The organism is Mesorhizobium sp. M0306 (assembly GCF_040321655.1).
In the GTDB taxonomy this organism is placed as follows: Bacteria; Pseudomonadota; Alphaproteobacteria; order Rhizobiales; family Rhizobiaceae; genus Mesorhizobium.
The window spans coordinates 129010-151930 of record NZ_JAMYRY010000007.1; the positions used below are offsets into that span (position 1 = coordinate 129010).

A 22921-nucleotide genomic window follows, 5' to 3' on the forward strand; every position below is an offset into this window, starting at 1 on the left:
CTTTTCTCTTGAATTAGGGCAAACCTCCAGGCCTGCAATCGAGAGGAGAAACCTGATGTTCCGATGGGGTGTTTTGTCGACGGCCAAGATCGGCCGCGAGCAGCTTTTGCCGGCAATCGTCGAGGCGGAGAATGGCGTGCTGTCGGCGATCGCCAGCCGCGACCTGTCGAAAGCCCGGGCACTCGGTGAACGCTTCGGCGCGCGCCACGCTTTCGGCTCCTATGAGGAGCTGCTCGCCTCCAGCGACATCGACGGCGTCTACATTCCGCTGCCGACCTCGCAGCATGTCGAATGGACGGCCAAGGCGATCGAGGCCGGCAAGCATGTTCTGGTCGAAAAGCCGCTGGCGCTCGATGCCAAGGACATTCCGCCGCTGATCAAGCTGCGCGATGCCAGGAAGGTTCTGGTCTGCGAAGCCTTCATGGTCGTCTACCATCCGCAATGGATCAAGGTGCGCGAGCTGATCGCCAACGGCGCCATCGGCCGGCTGCGCCATGTCCAGGGCGCGTTCTCCTATTACAATGTCGACCCCAACAACATGCGCAACAAGCTCGATCTTGGTGGCGGCGCGCTGCCCGACATCGGCGTCTATCCGACGGTGTCGACACGCTTTTCGACGGGCAAGGAGCCGCTGCGCGTCCAGGCGACGATCGAGCGCGACAAGACATTCGGCACCGACATCTATTCCTCGATCCGTGCCGATTTCGGCGACTTCGAGCTGTCCTTCTACCTGTCGACGCAGATGGCGGCACGCCAGGTGATGGTCTTCCACGGCGAGAAGGGCTTCATCGAGGTGTTCTCACCGTTCAACGCCGGGCTCTACGACCATCACCGCGTCGAGCTGCACAACCAGAACCACAGCGAGGCGCAGGTGTTCCGCTTTCCTGGCACGCAACAGTACCGGCTGGAAGTCGAGGCCTTCGCGCGGGCGGCACAGGGCGGCAAGGACCGCGTCTTCACCCTGGAAGAATCCGTGCTCAACCAGAAGGTCATCGATGCCATCTTTCGCGCCGGCGAGAAGGAAGGCTGGGAGGCAGTCTAGGCCGGCCATGATCCCAAAAAGTGGGGGACCGGTTTTTGGACGAGATCATGGTCAAATAGATGCCCGACGACGCGGATGTGATCATTGTCGGCGCCGGCCTTGCCGGCCTTGTCGCGGCGGCCGAACTGACTGCGGCCGGCAAGAAGACCATCATCGTCGAGCAGGAGCCGGAACAGTCGCTTGGCGGTCAGGCATTCTGGTCGCTCGGCGGCATCTTCCTCGTCGATTCGCCCGAACAACGGCGCATGCGCATCCGCGATTCGTATGAGCTGGCGCTCGAGGACTGGCTGGGCACCGCAGCCTTCGACCGTGCGGAAGATCTCTGGCCGCGCCGCTGGGCCGAGGCCTATCTCGGCTTCGCCGCCGGCGAGAAGCGGTCCTGGCTCATGCAGCGCGGCCTGAAATTCTTTCCGGTGGTCGGCTGGGCCGAACGCGGCGGCGGCAATGCCGTCGGCCACGGCAATTCGGTGCCGCGCTTCCACATCACCTGGGGCACCGGCCCTGGCGTGCTCGAACCGTTCGTCCAGCGCGTGCGCGAGGCCGAGAAGCGCGGATTGATCCGCTTCAGGTTCCGTCACCGGGTCAACGAATTGACCCGGACGGGCGGCGTCGTCAACGGCGTGCGTGGCGACCTATTGGCGGCGAGCGATGCCGAGCGCGGCCGCAAGAGCTCGCGCGAGATCGCCGGCGATTTCGAGCTGAAGGCGCAGGCCGTCATCGTCGCCTCCGGCGGCATCGGCGCCAATCACCAGCTGGTTCGGGAGAATTGGCCGCAGCGGCTGGGTGCGCCGCCGAAACGCATGATCACCGGCGTTCCCGATCATGTCGATGGCCGCATGCTGGCGATCGCCGAGGCTGCCGGCGGCAGGCTCATCAACCGCGACCGCATGTGGCACTATGTCGAGGGCGTCAGGAACTGGGCACCACTCTGGACCGATCATGCGATCCGCATCCTGCCCGGCCCGTCATCGCTGTGGCTCGACGCGCGCGGCAAGCGCCTGCCGGTGCCGCTTTATCCCGGTTTCGACACGCTGGCCACGCTCAGCCACATCATGAGCACCGGATACGACTATTCCTGGTTCATCCTGACCAAAAAGATCATCCAGAAGGAGTTCGCGCTGTCGGGCTCCGAGCAGAACCCCGATCTGACCGGGAAAAGCTGGCGCCAGGTGCTTGGCCGCGCCACCAGCGGCGTGCCCGCGCCGGTCAAGGCGTTCATGGAGAAGGGCGAGGATTTCATCGTCGAGCCTGATTTGCCGGCGCTGGTCGCCCGCATGAACGCAGTGGCCGGCGGCGAGCCGCTGCTCGAACTGGCTCAGGTCGAGCGCGAAATCCGCGCCCGCGACCGGCAGCTCGACAATCCGTTCTCCAAGGACATGCAGATTACTGCGCTGCGCGGCGCGCGAGCCTATCTCGGCGACCGGCTGATCCGCACCGCAAGGCCGCACAAGCTGCTCGATCCCGCCAATGGCCCGCTGATTGCCGTCAGGCTCAGCATCCTGACCCGCAAGACGCTCGGCGGGCTTGAGACGGACCTCGACAGCCGCGTGCTGGGCGCCGGCGGCCAACCGGTCGAGGGGCTGTACGCGGTGGGCGAGGCCGCCGGTTTCGGCGGCGGCGGCATGCACGGCTATGCAGCGCTCGAAGGCACGTTTCTCGGCGGCTGCATCTTTTCCGGCCGCAGCGCTGGACGGGCGGCGGCACGCGCGGTGGGGTGAAACAAGGCCCGCCGGCGGCCGTTGCGCCAAGGTGGCGGTCGCACCGAATGGCCAACTTCCCTTAGGCGAAGGGCTGCAAATTGACGTCCTGAAGTTTGGAACCGGCAAGCAAAGCCTCGAGCACCTGCTTCTTGAGATACAGGCACTGCGAACGGGCAAGTTTGACGATGCCGGAAACGTCGCCTGCCTCGCAGGCAAGAACCAGTTCCTTTTGCTGGGCGATGATCAACTGGGTGAAGTCGCGCGACTTGAACCCGAGGTGGAGAACCCGCGCCGACTGGTCGAGTATCTGGTCCAGCAGATGCGCCAGCCGCAGATTTCCCGAGAGCTCCGCAAGGGCCAGACGAAAGGCGCGATCGGCCGCAAGGAAGGCGACGTGGCTGCGTAGCGTCTCCGGCTTCAGCACTTTTTGCGCTGCCAGCCTGACATCCTCGAGCCCGCGCTCGGTCATGTTCGATGCCGCCACCCTGAACACTTCCGGTTCGATCAAGCTGCGGACATCGAAGATCTCGTTGACGTCGCGCAGGCTGAGCGTAGCAACGACGTAGCCGCGGCGCGGCTCGCTCCTGACCAGTCCTTCCTGCATCAGGCGGGCCAGCGCGGCGCGGATGGTCGCCTTCTTGATCAGGTATCGATCGCCGATCTGTTTCTCGGTCAGCGCTTCACCGGGGCGCAGCACGCAGGCAATGATGTCGTTCCTCAGCTGCTCATATGCCTGTTCCCTGCGAAGGACATCGGCGGCTGACAGTGCTGTCGCCTCGCCCGTGGCCGGCCTTGCCGGTTCGGCCGTCAACTTCGTCGTTTTCATATTTTGTCCGTCTGGCTGTCCGGTTGACGCTGGCATCAGCCTTCGCTAGCGTGAGCATCTCAGATTGGAAATCTGAGCATCTCAGGGAGGATAACTGATATGCCTTTACCCGCCAAGTCGCCTCTCTACGCCGTTGCCGATGATATCGTCAATGCCGCGAAGGGGCCAGATCCCCTCGAAGCGGTAAGGACGGTCCTGGGCGACTACACCAACCGTTTTCACGCATCGGCAACACTCGCTCACGAAGAAGACGACGACGAGGTTCTTTTGCATGCGAGCCCGAACCTGACGATCTATCACATCACGCTGTCGCCCGGCCTGCAGTACCCGCCCCACAACCACCGGATGGATGCCTTGATCGGCATATACGAGGGCAGCGAGACGAACTTCATCTATCCCGTTGCTGGCAGCGAACTCGATGTTCCCGAAAGGCAGGACATCGCAGCGCCTGCCGTGGTGCATCTGGCGTCAAATACCGTGCATTCGGTTGCGAATACAGGCAGCGCGCGATCGGGTGCGCTGCATGTCTACCTCGGCGATCTCACACGAACCCACCGCCAGCTGTGGAGCCCGGACAGCAACCAGGCCGAGCCGTTTGACAATGACCGCTACCTCGCCGGCGCTCGGCCCATTCAGCAGTCCGGGCACGAATGAGCGCGGGGGCGCCACGGGTGGCAAAGTCGGCAGTGATCAGCGAACCCGTCGGAATCGCGTCACACTTGTCACTCTCGCCAATCTGCTATCGCCCCTATCCTATCTCACGACCCAACCCGTCGCGCCTGCGGCGACAAACCAGCAAGGGAGATGCACAATGACGGCACATCAGAATGGCACAGGCGAGCAGACGACGCGGCTCGCGATGAAGACACCACCGGTCGTTTCGCCTGACGCGTGGGAAGCCGCGCGCCAGCAACTGCTCGTGAAGGAGAAGACGGTGACCCGGGCTCGCGACGCACTGGCCGCCGAGCGCCGGCGGATGCCGTGGATGGCGGTGGAGAAGACCTATACGTTCGAAGGGCCCGACGGAAAGGTCAGCCTGCTCGACCTGTTCGAGGGCCGCCGTCAGCTGATCGTCTACCGCGCCTTCTTCGAGCCCGGCGTATTCGGCTGGCCCGACCACGCTTGCCGCGGCTGCTCGCTGGGGGCCGATCAGGTCGGCAACCTCGCCCATCTGAACGCCCGCGACACCACGCTTGCCTACGCCTCGCGCGCACCGCAGGCCGACATTGCGCGGCTGAAGGCGCGGATGGACTGGAAGATGCCCTGGTACACCATCACCGACAGCTTCGATGCCGACTTCGGCGTTGACGAGTGGCACGGTCATAACGTGTTCATCCGCGACGGCGATCGCGTGTTTCGCACCTACTTCATCAACAACCGCGGCGACGAGGCGATGGGGACGGTATGGAGCTATCTCGACCTGTCGCCGCTCGGCCGCCAGGAGGTTTGGGAAGATTCGCCCGAGGGCTATCCGCAGACGCCGACGTACAAGTGGTGGAACTGGCACGACAATTACGGCGCCGAAGCCGTTCCCGACAAAAAGTGGGTCGAGGTGTCGGACGCCGGAGAGGCCGCGTTCCGGAACCGCACTGAATAGAACGTCTTTGGCGTCGCGGAAATGCGGCTAGGACAATTGGAGGAGCGGGATGCACGGTTCAATTCGACTGCATCCCGCTCACTACCAGGGACAACGGACATGAGCGAGATTCATGCAGGCGGATCCGCCGGCGATGCGAGCCCGGCCGGCCATAGTGCAGCCGATTGGCTGTCCTTTGCGGCCGCGCCGACCTTCGCAACCATGGCGCTGCTGACGCTTCTCGGCGGAGCGCCGGATATGATGTGCTCGACCGGCCAAGAGGCGTCACCGCTGGGCGGCATGGTCCCGATGTACCTGCTGATGAGCGCCTTTCATTTGGGACCTTGGCTGAAGCGGGTTTCCGGCCGGCGACGCCGCCGCAAATAGAGCTGTACCGGCCGACAAAGGCCCGTTCTGGTCGGGAAGACATCCCTCACCAGATCCACTCGCCCCTTCCCAAAACCGCTACCGCATCGACAATCCGGGTAAAGCTCGAGCGGGCGCGGCCGGCCGTGTGCCTGGCGCGCAAATAGCCGTGCACCAGTCCCGGCTCCTCGAACCACCAGGCGCGCCCGCCTGCAGCAACGATGCGATCGCGATAGGCTTCGCCGTCCGACGACAGCGGGTCGCATTCGGCGGTGATCACGATGGTGGGCGGCAGATTGGCAAAGTCGGCGTCGGCGAGCGGCGACAAGGTGAGATCGCCGGTGCGGTCCTCGCCACCGGTCCTGATGTCCTTGTAGAAAACGAGGTCGCGCACGTTAAGCATCGGCGCTTCCGCGTGGGTGACATAGGAACCGGCGGAGCTGTCGCCGCCAAGGCCGGGATAGACTAGGATCTGGCCGATCGGCTTGCGCGCATGGCCGCGCGTCGCGTGGCTGACGGACGCGGCGAGATTACCGCCGGCACTGTCGCCGCACAGCAGGATAGGCCGTTCGTAAGTGGTCGACGCCCATTCGAAGGCGCTGATGGCATCGTCGAAGGCGGCCGGATGAAGGTGTTCCGGCGCCAGCCGGTAGTCGACCGAAACCACTTCGTAGCCGGTGCGGCTGCAAAGCTCGGCGCAGAGGTCGTCATGGCTGTCGAGCCCGCCGAGCATAAAACCGCCGCCATGGAAATAAAGCACCATCGCCGCCGTTTCCGGCGCCGGAGCGCGGTAGATGCGGATTGGAACCGGATGCCATGGCGTGGCAATGGCGGTGGTTTCCGCCGTGACGCCTTGGGGATAGCCGGCAAAGAACTCGCGGCACATCCGGTTATAGATCTCGCGCTGCTCGGCGATAGTGTAGTCGATCGTATCGGGCGGATAATAGGAATTGGTCCGCTCGATGAAGGACCAGGTCTCGGCGTCGATGAGCTTTTTGTAGTCGGTCATGGGCGCTGAATGGATCGCAAAGAATCCGCCTGAACACCCCCCTCTGTCCTGCCGGACATCTCCCCCGCAAGGGGGGAGATCGGCAGCTTTGGCCTTACAACCCGTCTGTCAACGGTGGAGATTGGCGAAAGTCGAGATGACATCCAATCTCCCCCCTTGCGGGGGAGATGCCCGGCAGGGCAGAGGGGGGTGTGAAGGATCGCCATCATCTCCTCAGCGTCATTTCCCCTTCCACACCGGATCGCGTTTTTCGGCAAAGGCGCGAAAGCCCTCGAGATTGTCCTCCGAGCCGTAGAGCGCGTCAACCGTCGGCAGTTGCCGGCGCGTCACCCGGTTCATGGCGTCCTGGAAGGTCAGCGATTCTGCGACCCGGGCCGTTTCCTTGATCGCAGCGAAGACCAGCGGCGGGCCGCTGGCAAGCAGCCGGGCGATCTCCCAGACGCGGTCCTCCAGCGTGTCCTTGGGCAGCACTTCGTTGACCAGGCCCCAGCGATGCGCCTCCGCGACATCCATCCAGCGGCCGGTGAGCAAAAGGTCCATGGCGACGTGATAAGGGATGCGCTTCGGCAATTTGATCGTCGCCGCATCGGCCAGCGTGCCGGCGCGGATTTCGGGCAGGGCGAAGGAGGAATGATCCGACGCATAGATGAGGTCGCAGGACAGCGCCAGTTCGAAGCCGCCGCCGACCGCCATGCCATTGACGCAGGCAATCACCGGCTTGTTGAGATCGCGCAGTTCCTGCAACCCGCCGAAGCCGCCGACGCCATAATCGCCGTCGACCGCGTCGCCGCCGGCCGCGGCTTTCAGATCCCATCCGGCGCAGAAGAACTTGTCGCCGGCGGTCTTGACGATGGCGACGCGCAGGTCGGGATCGTCGCGAAACGCCTTGAACGTCTCGCCCATCAGCCGCGAGGTCTTCAAGTCGATGGCATTGGCCTTCGGCCGGTCGAGCGTCACTTCGAGGATCGTGCCCTCGCGGCGGGTGGTGATGATTTCAGCCATTCTTCTTGTCTCCCAGCACCAGCAGCGCATCGGCGATCCAGGCGCCCTTGCCCTCGGTGCAGACGATCAGCGGATTGATGTCGAGCTCCTCGATTTCGCCGGCATTTTGCTGCACGAAGCCGGCAATGCCTGATATCGCATCGATTGCCGCCGCGACGTCGGCCTTCGGCCGACCGCGATAACCGTCGAGCAGCGGGAACAATTTCAGCCCGCGCAAAGCGGCCTCGATATCGTCGGGGGTCGCCGGCAGCATCAGCGTGACGCTGTCGCGCAACAGCTCGACCAGCACGCCGCCGGTGCCGAGCGTCATCACCGCGCCGAACATCGGGTCGCGGGTGAAGCCGACCAGCAGCTCGGCGACGCCATCGCGCACCATGCGCTCGACATAAAGCCCAGTGCCGAGCGGGCCGAGGTCATGCGCCGCGGTGCTAACGGATTCGGCATCCCTGAGGTTGAGCCGGACCGCATCGAGCTCGGATTTGTGGATGACGCCAAGGGCCTTCAGCGCCACCGGGAAGCCGAGCGCCATCGAGGAGATCACAGCCTCGACCGCATTGCCGGCGCGCTCGCCCTTCGGCACGGGGAGCCGGGCCTCGATGAGCCGCGCCTTCGCCTCGGCCTCGTCCGGCGTGACATGGTCGCCGGCCGGCGCGCCGGACGCCGAGGTGTCGATCGGCTGCGCCCGCGGCTCGCGCCAGGCCCAGCCGATGAAGGCCGCCGCCTGGGCGGCGTCCATGGCCTCGGAAATGCCGAACAGCGGCACCATGCCCCGCGCCATCAGGCCGGCAGTGTATTCCTCGGGCAAGTTCTCCGGCAGCGAGGAGACGATCGCGCCTTGCGCGCTGTTGGTCTTCAGCGCCGCTTCGAAGGCGCGCAGCGTCGCCCACCAGTCCGTGTCCGAACAGCGGTCGGGGCGGGGGAAATCGAGCACCAGCATGTTGAGGTCGAAGCCGCCAGACACCATGGCGGTGAAGGTGGCGGTCATCGCCGGCTCGTTGTTCCAGATGAAGGTGTGATAGTCGAGCGGGTTGGCCACCGCGACCAACGGCCCGAGCGTCGATTTGACATGCGCGCGGTGCTCGGGGGTGAGTGGCGGAAACGTCACCCAGCGGCCTTCGGCGCTGTCTGCCATCACCGATGCCTCGCCGCCCGAACAGCTCATCGACGACAGCCGGTAACCGGGCAGGGGGCCGGTGACGTGCAGCAGCTTCAGCGCCTCGATGAAGGCCGGGATCGAATCGATGCGGGCGATGCCGAGCCGCTTCAGGAAGGCACCGGACGCTGCGTCCGAGCCGGCCAGCGACGCGGTATGCGAGACGGTCGCCTGCCGCGCCTGCTCGGAGCGGCCGACCTTCATGGCGATAACAGGCTTCTTCAGCTCGCGTGCCCGTGCCGCCAGCCTTTCGAAGCCGGCTACCGAATCGAAAGCCTCGATATGCAAGCCGAGCGCGGTGACACGGTCGTCCTCGATCAGGCCGAGCGCCATTTCGGAAAGCCCGGTCTGCGCCTGGTTGCCGGCGGTCATCAGAAAGGCGATCGGCAGGCCGCGCTTCTGCATCGTCATATTGATGGCGATGTTCGACGACTGGGTGATGATGGCAACGCCGCGACCGCCTTCTGGTAGCCTGATGCCGCCATGCTGGTCGGGCCACAAAAGCGCGCCGTCGGTGTAATTGATCAGCCCATAGCAGTTCGGCCCGATGATTGGCATCCGGCCCGCCGCCGCGACCAGCTCGGCCTGCAGCCGCTCGCCGTCCTCGTCATAGGCCTCGGTTTCGAGGAAGCCGGCGGCGAAGCAGACCGCACCGCCGGCGCCGCGCTCGGCCAGCGCCTTGACCACTTCGATGGTCAAGTGCCGGTTGACGCCGATGAAGGCGGCATCCGGCGCACCGGGCAACTCGGCCACCGAGCGATAGGCCTTGCGGCCGGCGACTTCGTCCTTGCTCGGATGCACCGGCCAGATCTCGCCGGCAAAGCCCATCTTGATCGATTGTGCGACGACGGCAGCCGCCTGCGCACCGCCGAACACTGCAATGGAGCGTGGACGCAGGAGACGTTCAAGTCTGTGCATCGATCAGCCCCCGAACGGGCGCAGCAGCGCCCGCGAAATAATGTGGCGCTGGATTTCCGACGTGCCTTCCCAGATGCGCTCGACACGGGCGTCGCGCCAAATGCGTTCCAGCGGCAGGTCGTCCATCAGCCCCATGCCACCATGGATCTGGATCGCCTCGTCAGCGACGAAGGCAAGCATTTCGGTGGCCTTCAGCTTGGCCATGGCCATGTCCTGATCGGTGACGGTGCCCTGATCGTACTTCCAGCCGGCTTCGAACACCATCAGGTCGGCGGCTTTCAACTCGGTCGCCATGTCGGCGAGTTTGAACGACACGCCCTGGAACTTGCCGATCTGCTGGCCGAACTGCTGGCGCTGCGCGGCATATTCGATGGCGTGGCCGAGCGCCCGCTCGGCACGGCCAAGGCAGGTGGCGCCGACTTGAAGGCGGGTCGCGCCGAGCCATGAATTGGCAACATCGAAACCCTTGTGGACCTCGCCGAGGACCTGGCTTGCGGGCAGCCGGCAATCGTCGAATTCGAGTATGGCGTTGGTGTAGCCGCGATGCGAGACGTTACGGTAGCCGTCGCGCACGGTGAAGCCCTTGGTGCCCTTGTCGACGAAGAAGGCGGTGATCTTCTTGCGTTTTCCACGCGAAGACTCTTCCTCCCCCGAGGCCATGAAGACGATGGCGAAATCGGCGAGGTCGGCGTGGCTTATGAAATGCTTGGTGCCGTTCAGCACCCAGTCGTCGCCGTCTTGCACGGCGGTTGCCTTCATGCCGCGCAAATCGGAGCCGGCGCCCGGCTCGGTCATTGCCAGGCAATCCCATTTTTCGCCGCGAATGCACGGGAACAGATACTTCTCGCGCTGCTCCGGCGTGCCGGCAAGGAGGATGTTGGAAGGCCGCGCCACGCAGGTCCAGTGCAGCGCGTAATTTGCGCGGCCGAGTTCTTTTTCATAGAGCAGCCAGGTCACCGTATCGAGCCCGGCGCCGCCGACATCGGCCGGCATGTTGGCGGCATAGAGGCCGGCTTCGATCGCCTTGGCCTTGATCTCCTCGATCAGCTCGCGGCGCAGCACGCCGGTACGCTCCACTTCGCGCTCATGCGGGTAAAGCTCGTTCTCGACGAACGCCCGCGTCGTCTCGACGATGAGCTTCTGCTCCTCCGAAAGACCAAAATCCATGGTCAGCCTTTCTTCTTTTTCTTCGCCTTTTCAGCCTTGGCCTTTTCGGCCGCCTTGGAGGCAACGGGCTTCTTCGCCGCAAGCTTGGCCAGCTGCCTGGTGTAGTCCTTATGCAAGGCGCCGGCACCCCAGCCTTTGCCTTTGTTCTGCTTCGACAGTGCCTCCATGATGGCGACCAGATTGTCGTCGCGGATCTTTTCGAGCTCGCGGATCGACAGGCCGTGCGCCTGGTCGTCCGACTGGGTGGCGATCAGCTCGACCAGCTCGTCGTTGAACTCCGGCACGTCCATCAGCTTGGTCCATGGCCATTTCAGGCACGGGCCGAACTGCGCCATGAAGTGGCGCATGCCGGCCTCGCCGCCGGCGACGCGATAGACCTGGAACATGCCCATCTGCGCCCAGCGCAGGCCGAAGCCGTAGCGCATGATGTCGTCAAGCTCCTCGACCGTGCAGATTCCGTCCTTGATCAGCCACAGCGCCTCGCGCCAGGCCGCTTCGAGCAGGCGATCGCCGACGAAGGCCTCGATCTCCTTGCGGATCACCACCGGCTTCATGCCGATCGAGGCATACATCTCCTTGGCGACTTCGATCGCCTCGGGAAAGGTCTGTTCGCCGCCGACGATTTCGACCAGCGGCAGGAGATAGACGGGGTTGAACGGATGGCCGACGACCAGCCGCTCCGGATGCTTCTTCATCGCCACCTGCATGTCGGTCGGCTTGATGCCGGAGGTGGAGGAGCCGACAATGGCGTTGGCCGGCGCATAAAGGTCGATCTCGGCCAGCACGCGGTGCTTCAGGTCGAGCCGCTCAGGCACGCTTTCCTGGATGAAGTCGGCATCTGCCACCGCCTCGGCGATCGTCTTGGCGAAGGTGAGCTTGCCCTCCTTCGGCAGGCCGCCGGGCAGCATCTGCTTGTAGGCGCGTCGCGCTCCCTTCATCACCTCGCCGACCTTGCGTGACGCCTCGGGATCTGGATCGAAGATCGACACGTCGATGCCATTGAGCAGCAGCCGCGCCACCCAGCCGGCGCCGATGACGCCGCCGCCGATGGCGGCCGCCTTGTTGATGATGCTCATGCGGAGGCTCCGGTTCTTGTCCTGGCTGTTGCGGGGTCGGTGAGGGCGACACGCTCGCCGGCACGGATCACGGACGCGTCATAGGCCTTGCGCGCGAACACTTCGAGCACGAAGGGCCGGAAGAAATCGATCGGCAATGTCTCAAAATCCGGGTCGAAGCTCGACTGGTCCCAGCGCTCGCAAAACTCATCGCAATCGTCGAAATACATGTGCCCGGCGAAACGGTCGCGGGCGTGCGGATTGCCGCGGAGGTGATGGGCGTAATAGAGACGCTGGAAGTCGCCGTGCTTCTCCACCACCCAGGTGCATTGCTCGCGCACAAAAGGCTTCAGGATCGACGCCGCATACTCGTCGTGATTATAGGGTGCATAGATGTCGCCGATATCGTGCAGCAGCGCGCAGGCGATCCAGTCGGTGTCGGCGCCGTCGCGCCAGGCCCGTGTTGCCGCTTGCAGCGAATGGCCGAGCCGGGTGATCTTGTAGCCCGACAGGCCCTCGTCGAGTTGGACCAGCGCATTGAGCAGCCGTTCGCCGGTCTTTGCCGCGTAGTCGATCTCGTGCTCGGTGAGGAAGGCGTAATCCTCGCGGTCGCCGTCCTTCATGGCGGTGAACTTCACGGTCTTCATCGGCGGCTCCTCCCAACCGGGTTCTTCCCGCCCTTGCTCAAAGCGGTGCGCGCTTCGTCAGGTTCAGCTTCTTGCGGACTTCGTCCGGGCCGATGACCCTGGCGCCCATATTCGACACGATGCTGACCGCCCGCTCGACCAGTTGCGCATTGGTCGCCAGCACGCCTTTGTCGAGCCAGAGATTGTCCTCCAGCCCGACGCGGACATTGCCGCCGGCGAGCACCGCGGCCGCGACATAGGCCATCTGGTTGCGGCCGATGGCAAAGGCCGACCAGTTCCAGGTTGGCGGCACATTGTTGACCATCGCCATGAAGGTGTTGAGGTCGTCCGGCGCGCCCCACGGCACGCCCATGCACAATTGCACCAGCGCGTCCGGCTTCAGCACTTCTTCCTCGACCAATTGCTTGGCGAACCACAGATGCCCTGTGTCGAAGGCCTCGATCTCCGGCTTGACGCCGAGCGCCGTCATCATGCCGCCCATGGCGCGCAGCATGCCGGGCGTGTTGGTCATGACATAATCGGCCTCGGCGAAATTCATCGTGCCGCAGTCGAGCGTGCAGATTTCCGGCAGGCACTGGCGCACATGCTCCATGCGGTTGCTGGCACCGCCCATGTCGGTGGCTTTTTCGTTCAGCGGCAGCGGCTTCTCCGGCGGGCCGAACACCATGTCACCGCCCATGCCGGCAGTCAGGTTCAAAACCACGTCGACGTCTGCCGCGCGGATGCGCTCGGTTACCTCGCGATAGAGATGCACGTCGCGCCTAGGCTTGCCGGTCTCGGGATCGCGCACATGGCAGTGCACGATCGCAGCCCCTGCCTTTGCCGCCTCGATGGCCGAATCGGCGATCTGCTTGGGCGAGCGCGGCACATGCGGGCTGCGGTCCTGCGAACCGCCGGACCCGGTCACGGCACAGGTAATGAAGACCTCACGGTTCATCGCAAGCGGCATCGGACTCTCTCCCAATAGAACGTAGGGCAAGAATGCCTGACTTGCCGGAAACTGTTTTGCGTTTTACGAAGATCGTGTGACGAAAAACGAAAAACCGACGATCTTTCGCGCCGAGCGTTTGCCGCTCAAGGTGACGCTGCTGGTGTTCTCCGGCTCGTCGATCATGTGCGTCGCCTCGGCCGTCGATCCGTTGCGCGCCGCCAACCGCATCGCCGGCGAGACGCTGTTCGATTTCAGGCTGGTCTCGGTCACAGGCGAGGCGCCGGTCACCACATGCGGCCTGCCGGTGGCGGTCAGCGGCCGCTTCGATGCGGCTGACACAACCGACATGCTGGTCGTCGTCGCCGGCTTCGGCACGCAGAACTACGCCACATCGGCCCTGCTGTCCGGACTGCGCCGGGCGGCGCGCGCGGCGCGCGCCTGCGGCGGCGTCGAGGCCGGCACCTGGCTGGTGGCGCGCGCGGGCTTGCTGGAGGGGCGCAGCGCCACCACCCACTGGGAGGATATGGAGGATTTTTCATCGGCCTTTCCCGGCGTCGACGTGCGCCCCGACCGCTACGTCATAGATGGCCCGGTGTTCACCACAGGCGGCGCCTCGCCGACCTTCGACCTGATGCTGCATCTGATCCGCACGCGGCTCGGCATGGCCGTGGCGCTCGATGTCGCGAGCGTCTTCATCTACGACCAGGCGCGCGCCGCGACGGACGCGCAGCCGCTGGTCTCGCTCGGCCGTCTTGACGGCTACGATCCCAGGCTGGCGCAAGCCATCCGGCTGATGGAAGCGCATGTCGACCAGCCGCTGACCATAGCCGCAGTGGCAAAGCGCGCCGGGGTGACGGCACGGACGCTGGAAGGCATCTTTCGCAAGTCGATCGGCGAAACGCCCGGCGCTTATTACCTCAGGCTGCGCCTCGGCGCCGCGCGCCGCCTGGTGGTCGACACGCGCATCGCCATGGCGGACATTGCCGGGCGAACGGGGTTTTCGTCCGCCGCGGCATTTTCCAGAGCGTTTTCAAGAGCGTTCGGCGAAGCGCCGGTCAGGCTGCGCCAGAGATAGTAGGGGTCAGGCAGCGTCCTGGCGGACGCTGTTGCCGTCGATCTGCGAGCGCATCTGTCTCGCAAGATGGGTCTCGAAGCGGCTGGCGACCGCGCGATCCCATTCGTTTGCGCTCAACGCACCTCGCTTCGGGTGCGGCAGCGCCATCAGCCGGTCGATGATCGATCCGGCCTCGCCAGATGAGAGCAGGGCGTCGATTTCGCGTTCGTGCTGCATATCGTTTCGCCTCCTTCTTTCTGATTCCCGCCACGAACCACACTATAGGAGGTTCGTGACGGCTGTTTGAAGGCAAGAGCGAGGCGATTGATGGGCGATGCCGGGCAAAGTTTTGTCCGCCGCCGCTCATCTTGGGCACGATCGTTCCGGCAGGTCAGGAAGTGCTTCAGCCAAGCCGCATCGACAGTTCAACATCCTCGCCGAACGGCGTGGACATGTAGCCACTCCCGGTCGAGCGCACCCGCTCGAGGTATTCGGGGCAAAGATCGGCGTTGTCGGCAACGACGAAGGCGCCCGGCCTGAGGCGGTTTTCAACCAGACTCAAGATCTCGGGATAGAGCGCTTTGGCGCCGTCGAGCAGAAGCAGGTCGACGGTTTCGGGAAGATCGACGCTTAATGTTTGCAGCGCGTCTCCTTCGCGGATTTCCACCATGTCAATGAGACCGCCTGCTGTCAGATTACTCCTGGCGCGCGTCACCTTGGATGGCTCGAACTCGCTGGTGATCAGGCGGCCGCCGCCATTGTCCCGCAAGGCTGCGGCAAGGTGCAGGGTCGAGATGCCGAACGAGGTTCCAAATTCGACGATCGTCCGTGCGCCACTGCCTCGTGCCAGCATGTAGAGCAGCGTACCGGTCTCTCGCGAAACGGGAAGCCAGAGGTCCCTTAGCCGCCCATAGAGCTCGACGTATTCGGTCTTGCTTCGAACCAGGCGGCTCCGCTCCTCGGCGGAGAGCTCCGCCACTGCAGGGCTCGTTGCCGCAGCGGCTTCCTCGAACAGGCGGTCCAGCAGGGGCGCGAGCGGCTTTGTCGTCAGTGTGGTCATAGCGGTCTCCAGTCAAAGTTGAATGCGTTCTTGTGCGGCATTCAAAATACGACTAATCATTCGCATTCACTAATCGCATTGGCGCGCCTCTCAATGAGCGATCACCGAAGTCCGCGGATTTCCTCGCGAAAACAGCCCAAGCAGGTCCGCTCGGCGGAACTCGTCGCTGCGATTTTGCAGGCTGCTGTTCAGGTTTTGGCGAAAGAAGGCGCACAGCGCTTCACCACGGCACGGGTGGCCGAGAAGGCCGGCGTCAGTGTCGGATCGCTGTATCAGTATTTTCCGAACAAGGCGGCGATCCTGTTCCGGCTCCAGAGCGACGAATGGCGGCAGACGACCGATTTGCTGCGCGACATCCTCGAGGATATCAGGAAACCGCCGCTTGAACGGCTGCGCGGCCTGGTCCACGCCTTCCTCCGCTCGGAGTGTGACGAGGCCGCGGTGCGTGTGGCGCTCGACGACGCCGCGCCGCTTTACCGCGATGCGCCTGAGGCGCAGGCGGCAAGGGCGTCCGGAGACCGCACCATCCAGTTCTTCATGCAGGAGGCGTTGCCCAACGCCGCGCAAGTGACTCGCGAATTGGCCGGCGACTTGATCGTGTCGACGCTCAGCACGGTGGGGAAGCAGTTCTCGGAGGCGCCCCGAACTTCCGCGGAGATCGAAGCCTACGCCGACGCCATGGCCGACATGTTTTGCGCCTACCTGAGAGGCCTCGATCACGACTAAGACCTTGTCGTCGGTCTCAGCCCCGCGGAAAGTGCTCTTTATCCCGCGGCCGCTGAACAATGCGGCCGCGAACCGGGTACGCCTCAGACGTACCGGTTGACGATGTTCTCGAGCAGCTCCTGGCGGCCGGATCGGGGCTGCGGCTCGATCTTCTCCTTGACGACGCGCTCGGCGATCTCCTCGAGAGTGCGCTTGCCGGCAAGCATCGCCTTGGCCTCGGCCGCATCCCAACCGGCATAGCGCTCGGCGAGCGGAGCGGACAGCGCCTTGTCCTCGACCATGCGCGCTGCCGCCTTGAGGCCGCGAGCGCAGCAATCCATGCCGCCGATATGGCCGATCAGCAGATCCTGCGGATCGAGCGACTGGCGCCTGAGCTTGGCGTCGAAATTGGTGCCGCCGGTCTTGAAGCCGCCGGCCTGCAGCACCTGGTAGTAGGCTAGGGCCATCTCCGGCACATTGTTTGGGAACTGGTCGGTATCCCAGCCCGACTGGTAGTCGTTGCGGTTCATGTCGATCGAACCGAAAATGCCGAGCGCATTGGCCAGCGCCAGTTCATGTTCGAACGAATGGCCGGCCAGGATGGCGTGGCCCTGCTCGATGTTGAGCTTGACCTCATTCTCCAGTCCGAAGCGTTTGAGGAAGCCATAGACGGTGGCGACGTCGTAATCATACTGGTGCTTGGTCGGCTCCTGCGGCTTCGGCTCGATCAGAATGGTGCCTTCGAAGCCGATCCTGTGCTTGTAGTCGACGACCAGGTTGAGGAAACGGCCGGCCTGTTCCTGCTCGCGGGCAAGGTCGGTGTTGAGCAGTGTCTCATAGCCCTCGCGGCCGCCCCACAGCACGTAGTTCTCGCCGTTCAGCCGCTTGGTGACGTCGATGCAGTGTTTCACCGTCGCCGCCGAATAGGCAAAGACGTCCGGATCGGGATTGGTGGCGGCGCCCGACATGAAACGGCGGTTGGAGAACAGGTTCGCCGTGCCCCAAAGCAACTTGACGCCGGTCTGCTTCATCTTTTCGGAGAAATAATCGGCGATCTCGTCGAGCCGCGCCGCACTTTCGGAAAAGTCCCGGCCCTCCGGCCGCACATCGGCATCGTGGAAGCAGAAATAAGGCGCGCCCAGCAATGAAAACATCTCGAAGGCGACGTCTGCCTTGAGCTTGGCCAGCTCCATCGTGTCGGTGCCGCCGGCCTTTGGGAACCACGGCCGCTCGAACGTCTGGCCGCCGAACGGATCGCCGCCCGGCCAGGCAAAGGAATGCCAATAGGCGACGGCAAAGCGCAGATGGTCTTCAAGCCGCTTGCCGGCGACGATCTCGTCGGGATTGTAGAACCGGTAGGCCAGCGGATTGATCGAATCCGGTCCCTCATATTTGATCTGCTGGATGTCGCCGAAAAAACCGCTGCTCATGTTCTTTTCCTCTCGCATGGTTCGGCCTGATTACCTCAGGCGTAATTGGTTTCGCGCTGGCGCTGGTCGAAAAGGCTCATGTCAAAGCCACCCAACGAAGGAGACAGACCATGACCGACCTCAACACCATTGCCGAAAACTACATCGCCGTCTGGAACGAGAGTGACGCCGCGCGCAGGAAAGCCTTGCTCGAGGCGACCTTCACCGAGGACATCGGCTACCGCGATCCGATCATGCAGGGCAATGGCCATGACGGCATCGCCGCGCTGATCGACGGCGTGCAGCAGCGCTTTGCCGGCTTCAGGTTCTCGCTGAAAGGCAAGCCGGACGGCTTCGCCGATACCATCCGCTTCTCCTGGAACCTCGGGCCGGACGGCGTCGAGTCCATCATCGAAGGCACCGATATCGGCGTCATCGAAAATGGCCGGCTGAAAAGCATCACCGGCTTTCTCGACAAGCTGCCGGCGTAGTGAGGAAATCTCGGCAAAGTGGGGGCCAAGCACCCCCCTCTGCCCTACCGGGCATCTCCCCCTCAAGGGGGGAGATTGGCTGGCCTTTCCGCCTTCGCCAATCACCGATCTTGCAAGACTGGCATAGCCGTCGACGCTGCCGATCTCCCCCCTTGAGGGGGAGATGGCCGGCAGGCCAGAGGGGGGTAAGCGCCAGCTCACGCGGTTACAGCCCTGATCGCCGGATAAAGCGCCCGGTAGCGCTGATAAGCATCCGCGTAGGCATCGCCGAGGGCGGCGACCGGCTCGACCGTGGTGTCCGTCGCCGGCGCCGTGCACACGGCGCGCGGATTGGCGCCGGTCGCTGCGATCAGGCCAAGCCGGGCCGCACCGAACGCGGCGCCGAAATCGCCGTCGGCGGGAATTTCGACTGGCAGGCCAAGCGCGGTGGCGATGGCCTTCAGCCAGTAGCGCGAACGCGAGCCGCCGCCGATCGCCGTCACCCGGGTCAGCGTCGTGCCGGCTTTGGCCAGCGCGTCGAGGCTGTCGCGGAAGGCGAAGGCGACGCCTTCGAGCACGGCCTGGGTCAGCGCGGCGCGGCCGGTCTCGTGTGCAAGCCCGGTAAACGCGCCACGAATGGCGGAATCATTGTGCGGCGTCCGTTCGCCCGAGAGATAGGGCAAAAAGGAGACGCCGGTCGGCGCCTGCAGCGCATCGCCAAGTTCGGCGGTCAGCTCGCCGGCGCTTTTTCCAGCGATTGCCGACAGCCAGTTGAGCGAATCGGTTGCCGATAGGATGACGCCCATCTGGTGCCAGGTGCCGGGTAGTGCGTGGCAGAAGGTGTGTACCGCACTTTCCGGATTGGGCAGATAGGAGGCGTTGGCGGCAAAAAGCACGCCCGACGTGCCGAGCGAGACGAAAGCCTGGCCGGCGCCGACCGTGCCCATGCCGCAGGCCGAGGCCGCATTGTCGCCGGCGCCGCCGGCGATCGGGATGCCCGCCTGCATGCCCCATTTCGCAGCCAGTTCGCTGCGCAAGGCACCGGCCTTTGCCGTTCCTTCGACCAATGACGGCATCTGCCTTTCGTCGAGCGACGTGGCGGCGAGCAGTTCGGCGGACCAGGATCGTTTGCCGACATCGAGCCACGACGTGCCAGCCGAATCCGACATTTCCGAAATATGCTCGCCGGCGAGCCAGAGCCGCAAAAAGTCCTTCGGCAGCAGGACCTTTGCCACCTTGGCGAAAACAGCCGGTTCGTTGTTTTTCACCCAGGCCAGCTTCGGCGCGGTGAAGCCGGGAAAGACGATGTTGCCGGTCAGCTTGCGAAAGCGCGGGTCGGCATCGAGTACAGCCGCCTCGGCGTGGCTGCGTGTGTCGTTCCACAGGATGCAGGGACGCAGCACCTGGTCGGCGGCATCGAGCAGGGTGGCGCCATGCATATGGCCGGAAAGGCCGATGCCTTTGACCGCCGCGAGTTCCTTCGCATGCATGGACCTCAGCTCGGCGATCGCCGCTTCGCAGGCGCGGGTCCAGTCGGCCGGGTTCTGTTCGGACCAGCCGGGATGCGGACGCGACACGTCGAGCGACGCATGGCCGGAACCGACGATGCCCTGCGCCGCATCGATCAGCAGCGCCTTGACGCCCGACGTGCCGAGATCGAGGCCGAGATACATGTTTCCTCCCATGTCCGTCATGCCTGGCGGCGACGGTCTTCCTTGCTTCCCTGCCCAGTCCTGCGACAAAGGCGGCGAAGATATCCCGGCAATCGTGCCGCCGGAAACGCGCTCCGGTCAACACGCGAAGATTTTTTCGACACTCGAAAAAATCTGGCCGGGGCAGTTTTTAAGGCAAGACGTGGCCCTGGTCAATTCGCTGCGAGAGCGGTTGCGCGCCGTGAAAACAGTGCCGACAACGGGCTGTTCGGCCGTGCCAGTGCGCGTTCCGCCGCAAGCGCCCTCGCCAGCGCGCCATCACCGGAACGCAATGCCGCCTCGATCAGCGTCAGGTCGATGACGTCGCGTTGTGCGTGGCTGCCGCCGAAGCGATGGGCGATCGCCCGGATCGGCCGGATCAGGCGTATCGTCTCGGCATAATTGCCCTCGCCGAATGCCTTGATGGCGAGCGTCAGCGGATAGCCGACATCCCGGGTGAAAGCAGCGTTGTCGTCTTTGCCCTGCATCGCCTCGCGCTGCGCCTCGAGCAGGCTGCGGGCCGGCGAGTCGAGGCCGGCGCGGACAAACGCCATCATCGCGTGGGCGTCGTTGAAGGCATAATGGCCGGCGCTGGCCTTGGGCAACCAGTTGGCGGCGAGTGCCGTCCAGCGCTCGCCGACATCGACGCCGCCGAGATGCAGCCGCCACAGGATCGCCGAGGCATCGACCATGTTGAGCGCCAGCGTCGAGCGCTCGCCATAGATCGGCCCGTCATAGAGCGCCAGCACCTCGTCGGTCTCGCCGAGATCATAATGGAACAGCGCCAGGTGCCACCAATTGTGCACCTGCAGGAAGCTTTCCCGCGTCCACGCTTCGGGATTGGCGCGCATCCACAGAATGCCGTCCTTCTGCCGGCTCTGCATCTCCATGACATGGGCCACCGCATGCTGGGCCCAGCCGTCGCGCGGCTCGAGATCGACTGCGGTGCGGCCAAGTTTTTCGGCGCGCGCGTAGTCGCCCATTTCCTCCAGCCCAAAGGCCTGCATGCCGAGTATGGCGTGATAGCCCGGCATGCCGCTCTGCCAGGACGGCAGCGCGCGGCCGATGCGGTCGCGCAGCATGCGCGCATTGCCGGTGAAGAAGTCGATCTGGTGGCCGGTCTGCAGCGCCAGCGCATCGAGCGGAAACTCGATGGCGATATCCTCCAGCACGCGGGCGGCCTCGTGCCAGCGTCCCTCCGCAAGGTGGCCAAGGGCGGCGACATGCGCCTGCTCGCGCGTCGTCGCGGCAAGCGGCAGCGCTGCCTCGTGACATGCCTTGGCCAGCGCCGTCGCTTCGCGCTCTGTGGCAAGGCCAAAGAGATAACCTTTGAACACATGCGCCATGACGAAGCCGGGATCGTCGGCGATTGCCCGGTCAACTGTACCGACCGGATCGCCGATGAAGCACTGCAACTCGCGCGCAGCCCGGCTGTAGGACGAGAGCCCGGCCTCCGTCGCGCCGGACAGTGTCAAGCCGAATGCATCGCTGACCGCCATGGTCTGTCCTCAGTTGCCCGATCGCATCGCCACCGTCGCGATCCCGGCGCCGACCAGCAGCGTGCCGCCGGTGCGATTGAAGATGCGGATCGCCTTCGGGTTGCGCACCACGTTGCGCGCCCTTGCCGCGATCAGCGCATAACCGAAGGCATTGGCGAAGGCGAGCGCCAGGAAGGTCATCTCGAAGATCAGCATCTGTGCCCAGAAATCCGCATGCCGGTCGAGGAACTGCGGCAGGAAGGCGACGAAAAAGGTGATGCTTTTCGGATTGAGCGCGGTGACCAGCCAGGCATGCGCCGTCATTTTCGCCGACGATACCGCATCGGTGCGCGGTTCGGCCCTGAGCGCACCGCCGGCGCGAAACAACTTTATGCCGAGATAGATCAGATAGCCGGCGCCGATCACCTTCAGCACGGTGAACACGGTGGCCGACGCCGCCAGCAGCGCGCCGATGCCCAGCATCGACAGTGTCATCGCGGTGAAGTCGCCGAGCGCCACGCCGACTGCCATCGGCAGCGCGGTACGCCAGCCCTGGCCGAGCGCATAGGACACCACCAGCAGGATGGTCGGGCCCGGGATGACCAGAAGGACTGCCGAGGCGGCGGCAAAGGCGGCCCAGTTTTCGAAGGACATTTTCTTCTCCTCGAGCTCAAAGAAGAGGATAAATCCTTGGCCTCGCGCAGATGTAAAGAGGCAAAAATCGAAAAAGCCCCTCGTTAACGCCAGCCGGCCGGCCTTCACGCTTTTTCAACCATGATTGGTGAAAATGCCTGCTATCCGGCCGGACCGTGTTTCCCGCCGATAGCGTAGGGTTTGGGTAAATGCGTGAGTTGCCGCAAGGTCTGTCGCTGCCGCACACCGGCGACGCAATCAAAACCGAAATACAGCTTTCCCGCCGCACGGTGCTGTCCGGCGCCGGCGCGCTGGCGCTGCTCGGCGTCGCCAGCTGCAGCCAGACGCTGGATCTGCCGTCGCTGCAGCTCGACGACGTCACCACCGGCTCGATCCGGCCCATCCGCCCGAGCATCAGCGTCGACAAGAACATTACCAGCCCCGACGTGATGTACGCGTCGCTCACCGACGGTGGCTTCAATGTGCCGGAAGTGCCCTATCTCAAGGTCAAGTCGGAGTTTCGCCGCCAGATCGTCGTCGATCCGACCGGCGAGCAGCCCGGCACCATTGTCGTTCACTCGCAGGAGCGGCTGCTCTATCTGGTGCAGCCCGGCGGCGAGGCGATCCGTTACGGCGTTGGCATCGGCAAGGACGGATTCCGCTGGTCCGGCCGCGCCAACATCCAGTACGGCAAGGAATGGCCGGTCTGGACCCCGCCGCCCGAAATGATCGCCCGCAGGCCGGAACTGTTGAAATGGCAAAGCGGACAGCCGGGCGGCCTCGACAATCCGCTCGGCGCGCGTGCCCTCTACATCTATCAGAACGGCAGCGACACCGGCTATCGCATCCACGGCTCGCCCGAATGGTGGAGCATCGGCCAGGCGATGTCGTCGGGCTGCGTGCGCCTGATCAACCAGGACATCATCGACCTCTACAGCCGCGTCTCCAAGAAGAATCCGGTCGTCGTCGTCTGATCGGCGGCTTCCCTTTCAGCGATCACTCTGCCGTTGCGCGATGCCGCAAGACAGG

At 64.4% G+C, this 22921-nt stretch carries 23 protein-coding genes; 9 read left to right on the plus strand and 14 right to left on the minus strand.

Annotated features, from left to right (window positions below; genetic code table 11):
- The first annotated feature begins 55 nt into the window (after positions 1 to 55).
- Together NKI95_RS13340 and NKI95_RS13345 are read left to right on the plus strand one after the other, a co-directional pair.
- Positions 56 to 1042, plus strand: a complete 987-nt coding sequence (locus tag NKI95_RS13340) for a Gfo/Idh/MocA family protein (RefSeq protein WP_352490432.1) — start codon at positions 56 to 58, stop codon at positions 1040 to 1042.
- Positions 1043 to 1101: 59 nt separating this feature from the next.
- Positions 1102 to 2760, plus strand: a complete 1659-nt coding sequence (locus tag NKI95_RS13345; protein WP_352717231.1) for an FAD-binding dehydrogenase — start codon at positions 1102 to 1104, stop codon at positions 2758 to 2760.
- Between the two features lie 61 nt (positions 2761 to 2821).
- Here NKI95_RS13345 and NKI95_RS13350 read toward each other — a convergent pair whose 3' ends face one another.
- Entirely contained in the window at positions 2822 to 3568 is a 747-nt protein-coding gene (locus tag NKI95_RS13350; RefSeq protein ID WP_352717232.1) for a GntR family transcriptional regulator, read from the minus strand.
- 99 nt (positions 3569 to 3667) lie between these two features.
- On the opposite strand from NKI95_RS13350, the gene NKI95_RS13355 reads away from it, so the two are divergent.
- The 3 genes from NKI95_RS13355 (at position 3668) to NKI95_RS13365 (ending at position 5531) form a co-directional block, all read left to right on the plus strand.
- Positions 3668 to 4222: an autotransporter gene (locus NKI95_RS13355; RefSeq protein ID WP_352717233.1), complete on the plus strand. Its 555-nt coding sequence runs from the start codon at positions 3668 to 3670 to the stop codon at positions 4220 to 4222.
- A gap of 157 nt (positions 4223 to 4379) precedes the next feature.
- Complete coding sequence (locus tag NKI95_RS13360) at positions 4380 to 5165, plus strand: DUF899 domain-containing protein (protein WP_023677589.1); 786 nt, start codon at positions 4380 to 4382, stop codon at positions 5163 to 5165.
- 99 nt (positions 5166 to 5264) lie between these two features.
- Positions 5265 to 5531: a hypothetical protein gene (locus tag NKI95_RS13365; RefSeq protein WP_352717235.1), complete on the plus strand. Its 267-nt coding sequence runs from the start codon at positions 5265 to 5267 to the stop codon at positions 5529 to 5531.
- A gap of 46 nt (positions 5532 to 5577) precedes the next feature.
- On the opposite strand, the gene NKI95_RS13370 is transcribed toward NKI95_RS13365, so the two are convergent.
- From NKI95_RS13370 to bcoG, 7 genes are all read right to left on the minus strand, one after another.
- Positions 5578 to 6519 (minus strand): alpha/beta hydrolase, encoded by a 942-nt coding sequence (locus tag NKI95_RS13370; RefSeq protein WP_352717237.1) that lies wholly within the window; start codon positions 6517 to 6519, stop codon positions 5578 to 5580.
- A 219-nt stretch (positions 6520 to 6738) separates the two neighbouring features.
- On the minus strand, positions 6739 to 7521 hold the full coding sequence (locus NKI95_RS13375; RefSeq protein WP_352717239.1) for a carnitinyl-CoA dehydratase: 783 nt from the start codon (positions 7519 to 7521) through the stop codon (positions 6739 to 6741).
- On the minus strand, positions 7514 to 9592 hold the full coding sequence (locus tag NKI95_RS13380; protein WP_352717241.1) for an acetate--CoA ligase family protein: 2079 nt from the start codon (positions 9590 to 9592) through the stop codon (positions 7514 to 7516). Before NKI95_RS13380 ends, NKI95_RS13375 begins: the two co-directional genes overlap by 8 nt.
- Positions 9593 to 9595: 3 nt before the next feature.
- Complete coding sequence (locus NKI95_RS13385; protein WP_352717242.1) at positions 9596 to 10759, minus strand: acyl-CoA dehydrogenase family protein; 1164 nt, start codon at positions 10757 to 10759, stop codon at positions 9596 to 9598.
- Between the two features lie 2 nt (positions 10760 to 10761).
- Positions 10762 to 11835 (minus strand): carnitine 3-dehydrogenase, encoded by a 1074-nt coding sequence (locus NKI95_RS13390; protein ID WP_352717244.1) that lies wholly within the window; start codon positions 11833 to 11835, stop codon positions 10762 to 10764.
- Positions 11832 to 12461 (minus strand): HD domain-containing protein, encoded by a 630-nt coding sequence (locus NKI95_RS13395; protein ID WP_352717246.1) that lies wholly within the window; start codon positions 12459 to 12461, stop codon positions 11832 to 11834. The genes NKI95_RS13390 and NKI95_RS13395 overlap by 4 nt, the downstream gene beginning before the upstream one ends.
- A gap of 37 nt (positions 12462 to 12498) precedes the next feature.
- Entirely contained in the window at positions 12499 to 13410 is a 912-nt protein-coding gene (gene bcoG / locus NKI95_RS13400) for a 3-dehydrocarnitine:acetyl-CoA trimethylamine transferase BcoG (protein WP_352717247.1), read from the minus strand.
- A 76-nt stretch (positions 13411 to 13486) separates the two neighbouring features.
- Between bcoG and NKI95_RS13405 the strand changes: the two genes are divergently transcribed.
- Positions 13487 to 14467 (plus strand): GlxA family transcriptional regulator, encoded by a 981-nt coding sequence (locus NKI95_RS13405; protein ID WP_352717248.1) that lies wholly within the window; start codon positions 13487 to 13489, stop codon positions 14465 to 14467.
- A gap of 6 nt (positions 14468 to 14473) precedes the next feature.
- Here the strand turns inward: NKI95_RS13405 and NKI95_RS13410 are convergent, their stop codons facing one another.
- Together NKI95_RS13410 and NKI95_RS13415 are read right to left on the minus strand one after the other, a co-directional pair.
- Positions 14474 to 14683, minus strand: coding sequence for a hypothetical protein (locus tag NKI95_RS13410; RefSeq protein ID WP_352717249.1), 210 nt, complete (start codon positions 14681 to 14683; stop codon positions 14474 to 14476).
- Positions 14684 to 14849: 166 nt separating this feature from the next.
- Positions 14850 to 15506: an O-methyltransferase gene (locus tag NKI95_RS13415; protein ID WP_352717250.1), complete on the minus strand. Its 657-nt coding sequence runs from the start codon at positions 15504 to 15506 to the stop codon at positions 14850 to 14852.
- 93 nt (positions 15507 to 15599) lie between these two features.
- On the opposite strand from NKI95_RS13415, the gene NKI95_RS13420 reads away from it, so the two are divergent.
- Positions 15600 to 16232 carry a TetR/AcrR family transcriptional regulator gene (locus tag NKI95_RS13420; RefSeq protein ID WP_352717252.1) on the plus strand — a complete coding sequence of 211 codons (633 nt, stop codon included), beginning with the start codon at positions 15600 to 15602 and terminating at the stop codon, positions 16230 to 16232.
- 83 nt (positions 16233 to 16315) lie between these two features.
- On the opposite strand, the gene xylA is transcribed toward NKI95_RS13420, so the two are convergent.
- Positions 16316 to 17641 (minus strand): xylose isomerase, encoded by a 1326-nt coding sequence (xylA, locus tag NKI95_RS13425; protein WP_352717253.1) that lies wholly within the window; start codon positions 17639 to 17641, stop codon positions 16316 to 16318.
- A gap of 110 nt (positions 17642 to 17751) precedes the next feature.
- Between xylA and NKI95_RS13430 the strand changes: the two genes are divergently transcribed.
- Complete coding sequence (locus NKI95_RS13430) at positions 17752 to 18111, plus strand: nuclear transport factor 2 family protein (RefSeq protein WP_352717255.1); 360 nt, start codon at positions 17752 to 17754, stop codon at positions 18109 to 18111.
- A gap of 197 nt (positions 18112 to 18308) precedes the next feature.
- Here NKI95_RS13430 and xylB read toward each other — a convergent pair whose 3' ends face one another.
- From xylB to NKI95_RS13445, 3 genes are all read right to left on the minus strand, one after another.
- Complete coding sequence (xylB, locus tag NKI95_RS13435; RefSeq protein WP_352717374.1) at positions 18309 to 19763, minus strand: xylulokinase; 1455 nt, start codon at positions 19761 to 19763, stop codon at positions 18309 to 18311.
- 191 nt (positions 19764 to 19954) lie between these two features.
- Positions 19955 to 21280 carry a tetratricopeptide repeat protein gene (locus NKI95_RS13440; protein WP_352717257.1) on the minus strand — a complete coding sequence of 442 codons (1326 nt, stop codon included), beginning with the start codon at positions 21278 to 21280 and terminating at the stop codon, positions 19955 to 19957.
- A gap of 9 nt (positions 21281 to 21289) precedes the next feature.
- Positions 21290 to 21913, minus strand: a complete 624-nt coding sequence (locus NKI95_RS13445; RefSeq protein WP_352717259.1) for a LysE family translocator — start codon at positions 21911 to 21913, stop codon at positions 21290 to 21292.
- Positions 21914 to 22101: 188 nt separating this feature from the next.
- Here NKI95_RS13445 and NKI95_RS13450 point away from each other — a divergent pair, with 188 nt between their 5' ends.
- Complete coding sequence (locus tag NKI95_RS13450; RefSeq protein WP_352717261.1) at positions 22102 to 22866, plus strand: L,D-transpeptidase; 765 nt, start codon at positions 22102 to 22104, stop codon at positions 22864 to 22866.
- Positions 22867 to 22921: the final 55 nt, after the last annotated feature.

What these genes read in the sequence shown, in the direction of transcription:
- NKI95_RS13440 (WP_352717257.1), bottom strand. Translation starts at nt 21,280, where the DNA reads ATGGCGGTCAGCGATGCATTCGGCTTGACACTGTCCGGCGCGACGGAG.
- NKI95_RS13380 (WP_352717241.1), bottom strand. Translation starts at nt 9,592, where the DNA reads ATGCACAGACTTGAACGTCTCCTGCGTCCACGCTCCATTGCAGTGTTC.
- NKI95_RS13370 (WP_352717237.1), bottom strand. Translation starts at nt 6,519, where the DNA reads ATGACCGACTACAAAAAGCTCATCGACGCCGAGACCTGGTCCTTCATC.
- NKI95_RS13430 (WP_352717255.1), top strand. Translation starts at nt 17,752, where the DNA reads ATGACCGACCTCAACACCATTGCCGAAAACTACATCGCCGTCTGGAAC.
- NKI95_RS13355 (WP_352717233.1), top strand. Translation starts at nt 3,668, where the DNA reads ATGCCTTTACCCGCCAAGTCGCCTCTCTACGCCGTTGCCGATGATATC.
- NKI95_RS13390 (WP_352717244.1), bottom strand. Translation starts at nt 11,835, where the DNA reads ATGAGCATCATCAACAAGGCGGCCGCCATCGGCGGCGGCGTCATCGGC.
- NKI95_RS13340 (WP_352490432.1), top strand. Translation starts at nt 56, where the DNA reads ATGTTCCGATGGGGTGTTTTGTCGACGGCCAAGATCGGCCGCGAGCAG.
- NKI95_RS13450 (WP_352717261.1), top strand. Translation starts at nt 22,102, where the DNA reads ATGCGTGAGTTGCCGCAAGGTCTGTCGCTGCCGCACACCGGCGACGCA.
- NKI95_RS13375 (WP_352717239.1), bottom strand. Translation starts at nt 7,521, where the DNA reads ATGGCTGAAATCATCACCACCCGCCGCGAGGGCACGATCCTCGAAGTG.
- NKI95_RS13360 (WP_023677589.1), top strand. Translation starts at nt 4,380, where the DNA reads ATGACGGCACATCAGAATGGCACAGGCGAGCAGACGACGCGGCTCGCG.
- bcoG (WP_352717247.1), bottom strand. Translation starts at nt 13,410, where the DNA reads ATGCCGCTTGCGATGAACCGTGAGGTCTTCATTACCTGTGCCGTGACC.
- NKI95_RS13410 (WP_352717249.1), bottom strand. Translation starts at nt 14,683, where the DNA reads ATGCAGCACGAACGCGAAATCGACGCCCTGCTCTCATCTGGCGAGGCC.
- NKI95_RS13365 (WP_352717235.1), top strand. Translation starts at nt 5,265, where the DNA reads ATGAGCGAGATTCATGCAGGCGGATCCGCCGGCGATGCGAGCCCGGCC.
- NKI95_RS13350 (WP_352717232.1), bottom strand. Translation starts at nt 3,568, where the DNA reads ATGAAAACGACGAAGTTGACGGCCGAACCGGCAAGGCCGGCCACGGGC.
- NKI95_RS13385 (WP_352717242.1), bottom strand. Translation starts at nt 10,759, where the DNA reads ATGGATTTTGGTCTTTCGGAGGAGCAGAAGCTCATCGTCGAGACGACG.
- NKI95_RS13420 (WP_352717252.1), top strand. Translation starts at nt 15,600, where the DNA reads ATGAGCGATCACCGAAGTCCGCGGATTTCCTCGCGAAAACAGCCCAAG.
- NKI95_RS13415 (WP_352717250.1), bottom strand. Translation starts at nt 15,506, where the DNA reads ATGACCACACTGACGACAAAGCCGCTCGCGCCCCTGCTGGACCGCCTG.
- xylB (WP_352717374.1), bottom strand. Translation starts at nt 19,763, where the DNA reads ATGTATCTCGGCCTCGATCTCGGCACGTCGGGCGTCAAGGCGCTGCTG.
- NKI95_RS13395 (WP_352717246.1), bottom strand. Translation starts at nt 12,461, where the DNA reads ATGAAGACCGTGAAGTTCACCGCCATGAAGGACGGCGACCGCGAGGAT.
- xylA (WP_352717253.1), bottom strand. Translation starts at nt 17,641, where the DNA reads ATGAGCAGCGGTTTTTTCGGCGACATCCAGCAGATCAAATATGAGGGA.
- NKI95_RS13445 (WP_352717259.1), bottom strand. Translation starts at nt 21,913, where the DNA reads ATGTCCTTCGAAAACTGGGCCGCCTTTGCCGCCGCCTCGGCAGTCCTT.
- NKI95_RS13345 (WP_352717231.1), top strand. Translation starts at nt 1,102, where the DNA reads ATGCCCGACGACGCGGATGTGATCATTGTCGGCGCCGGCCTTGCCGGC.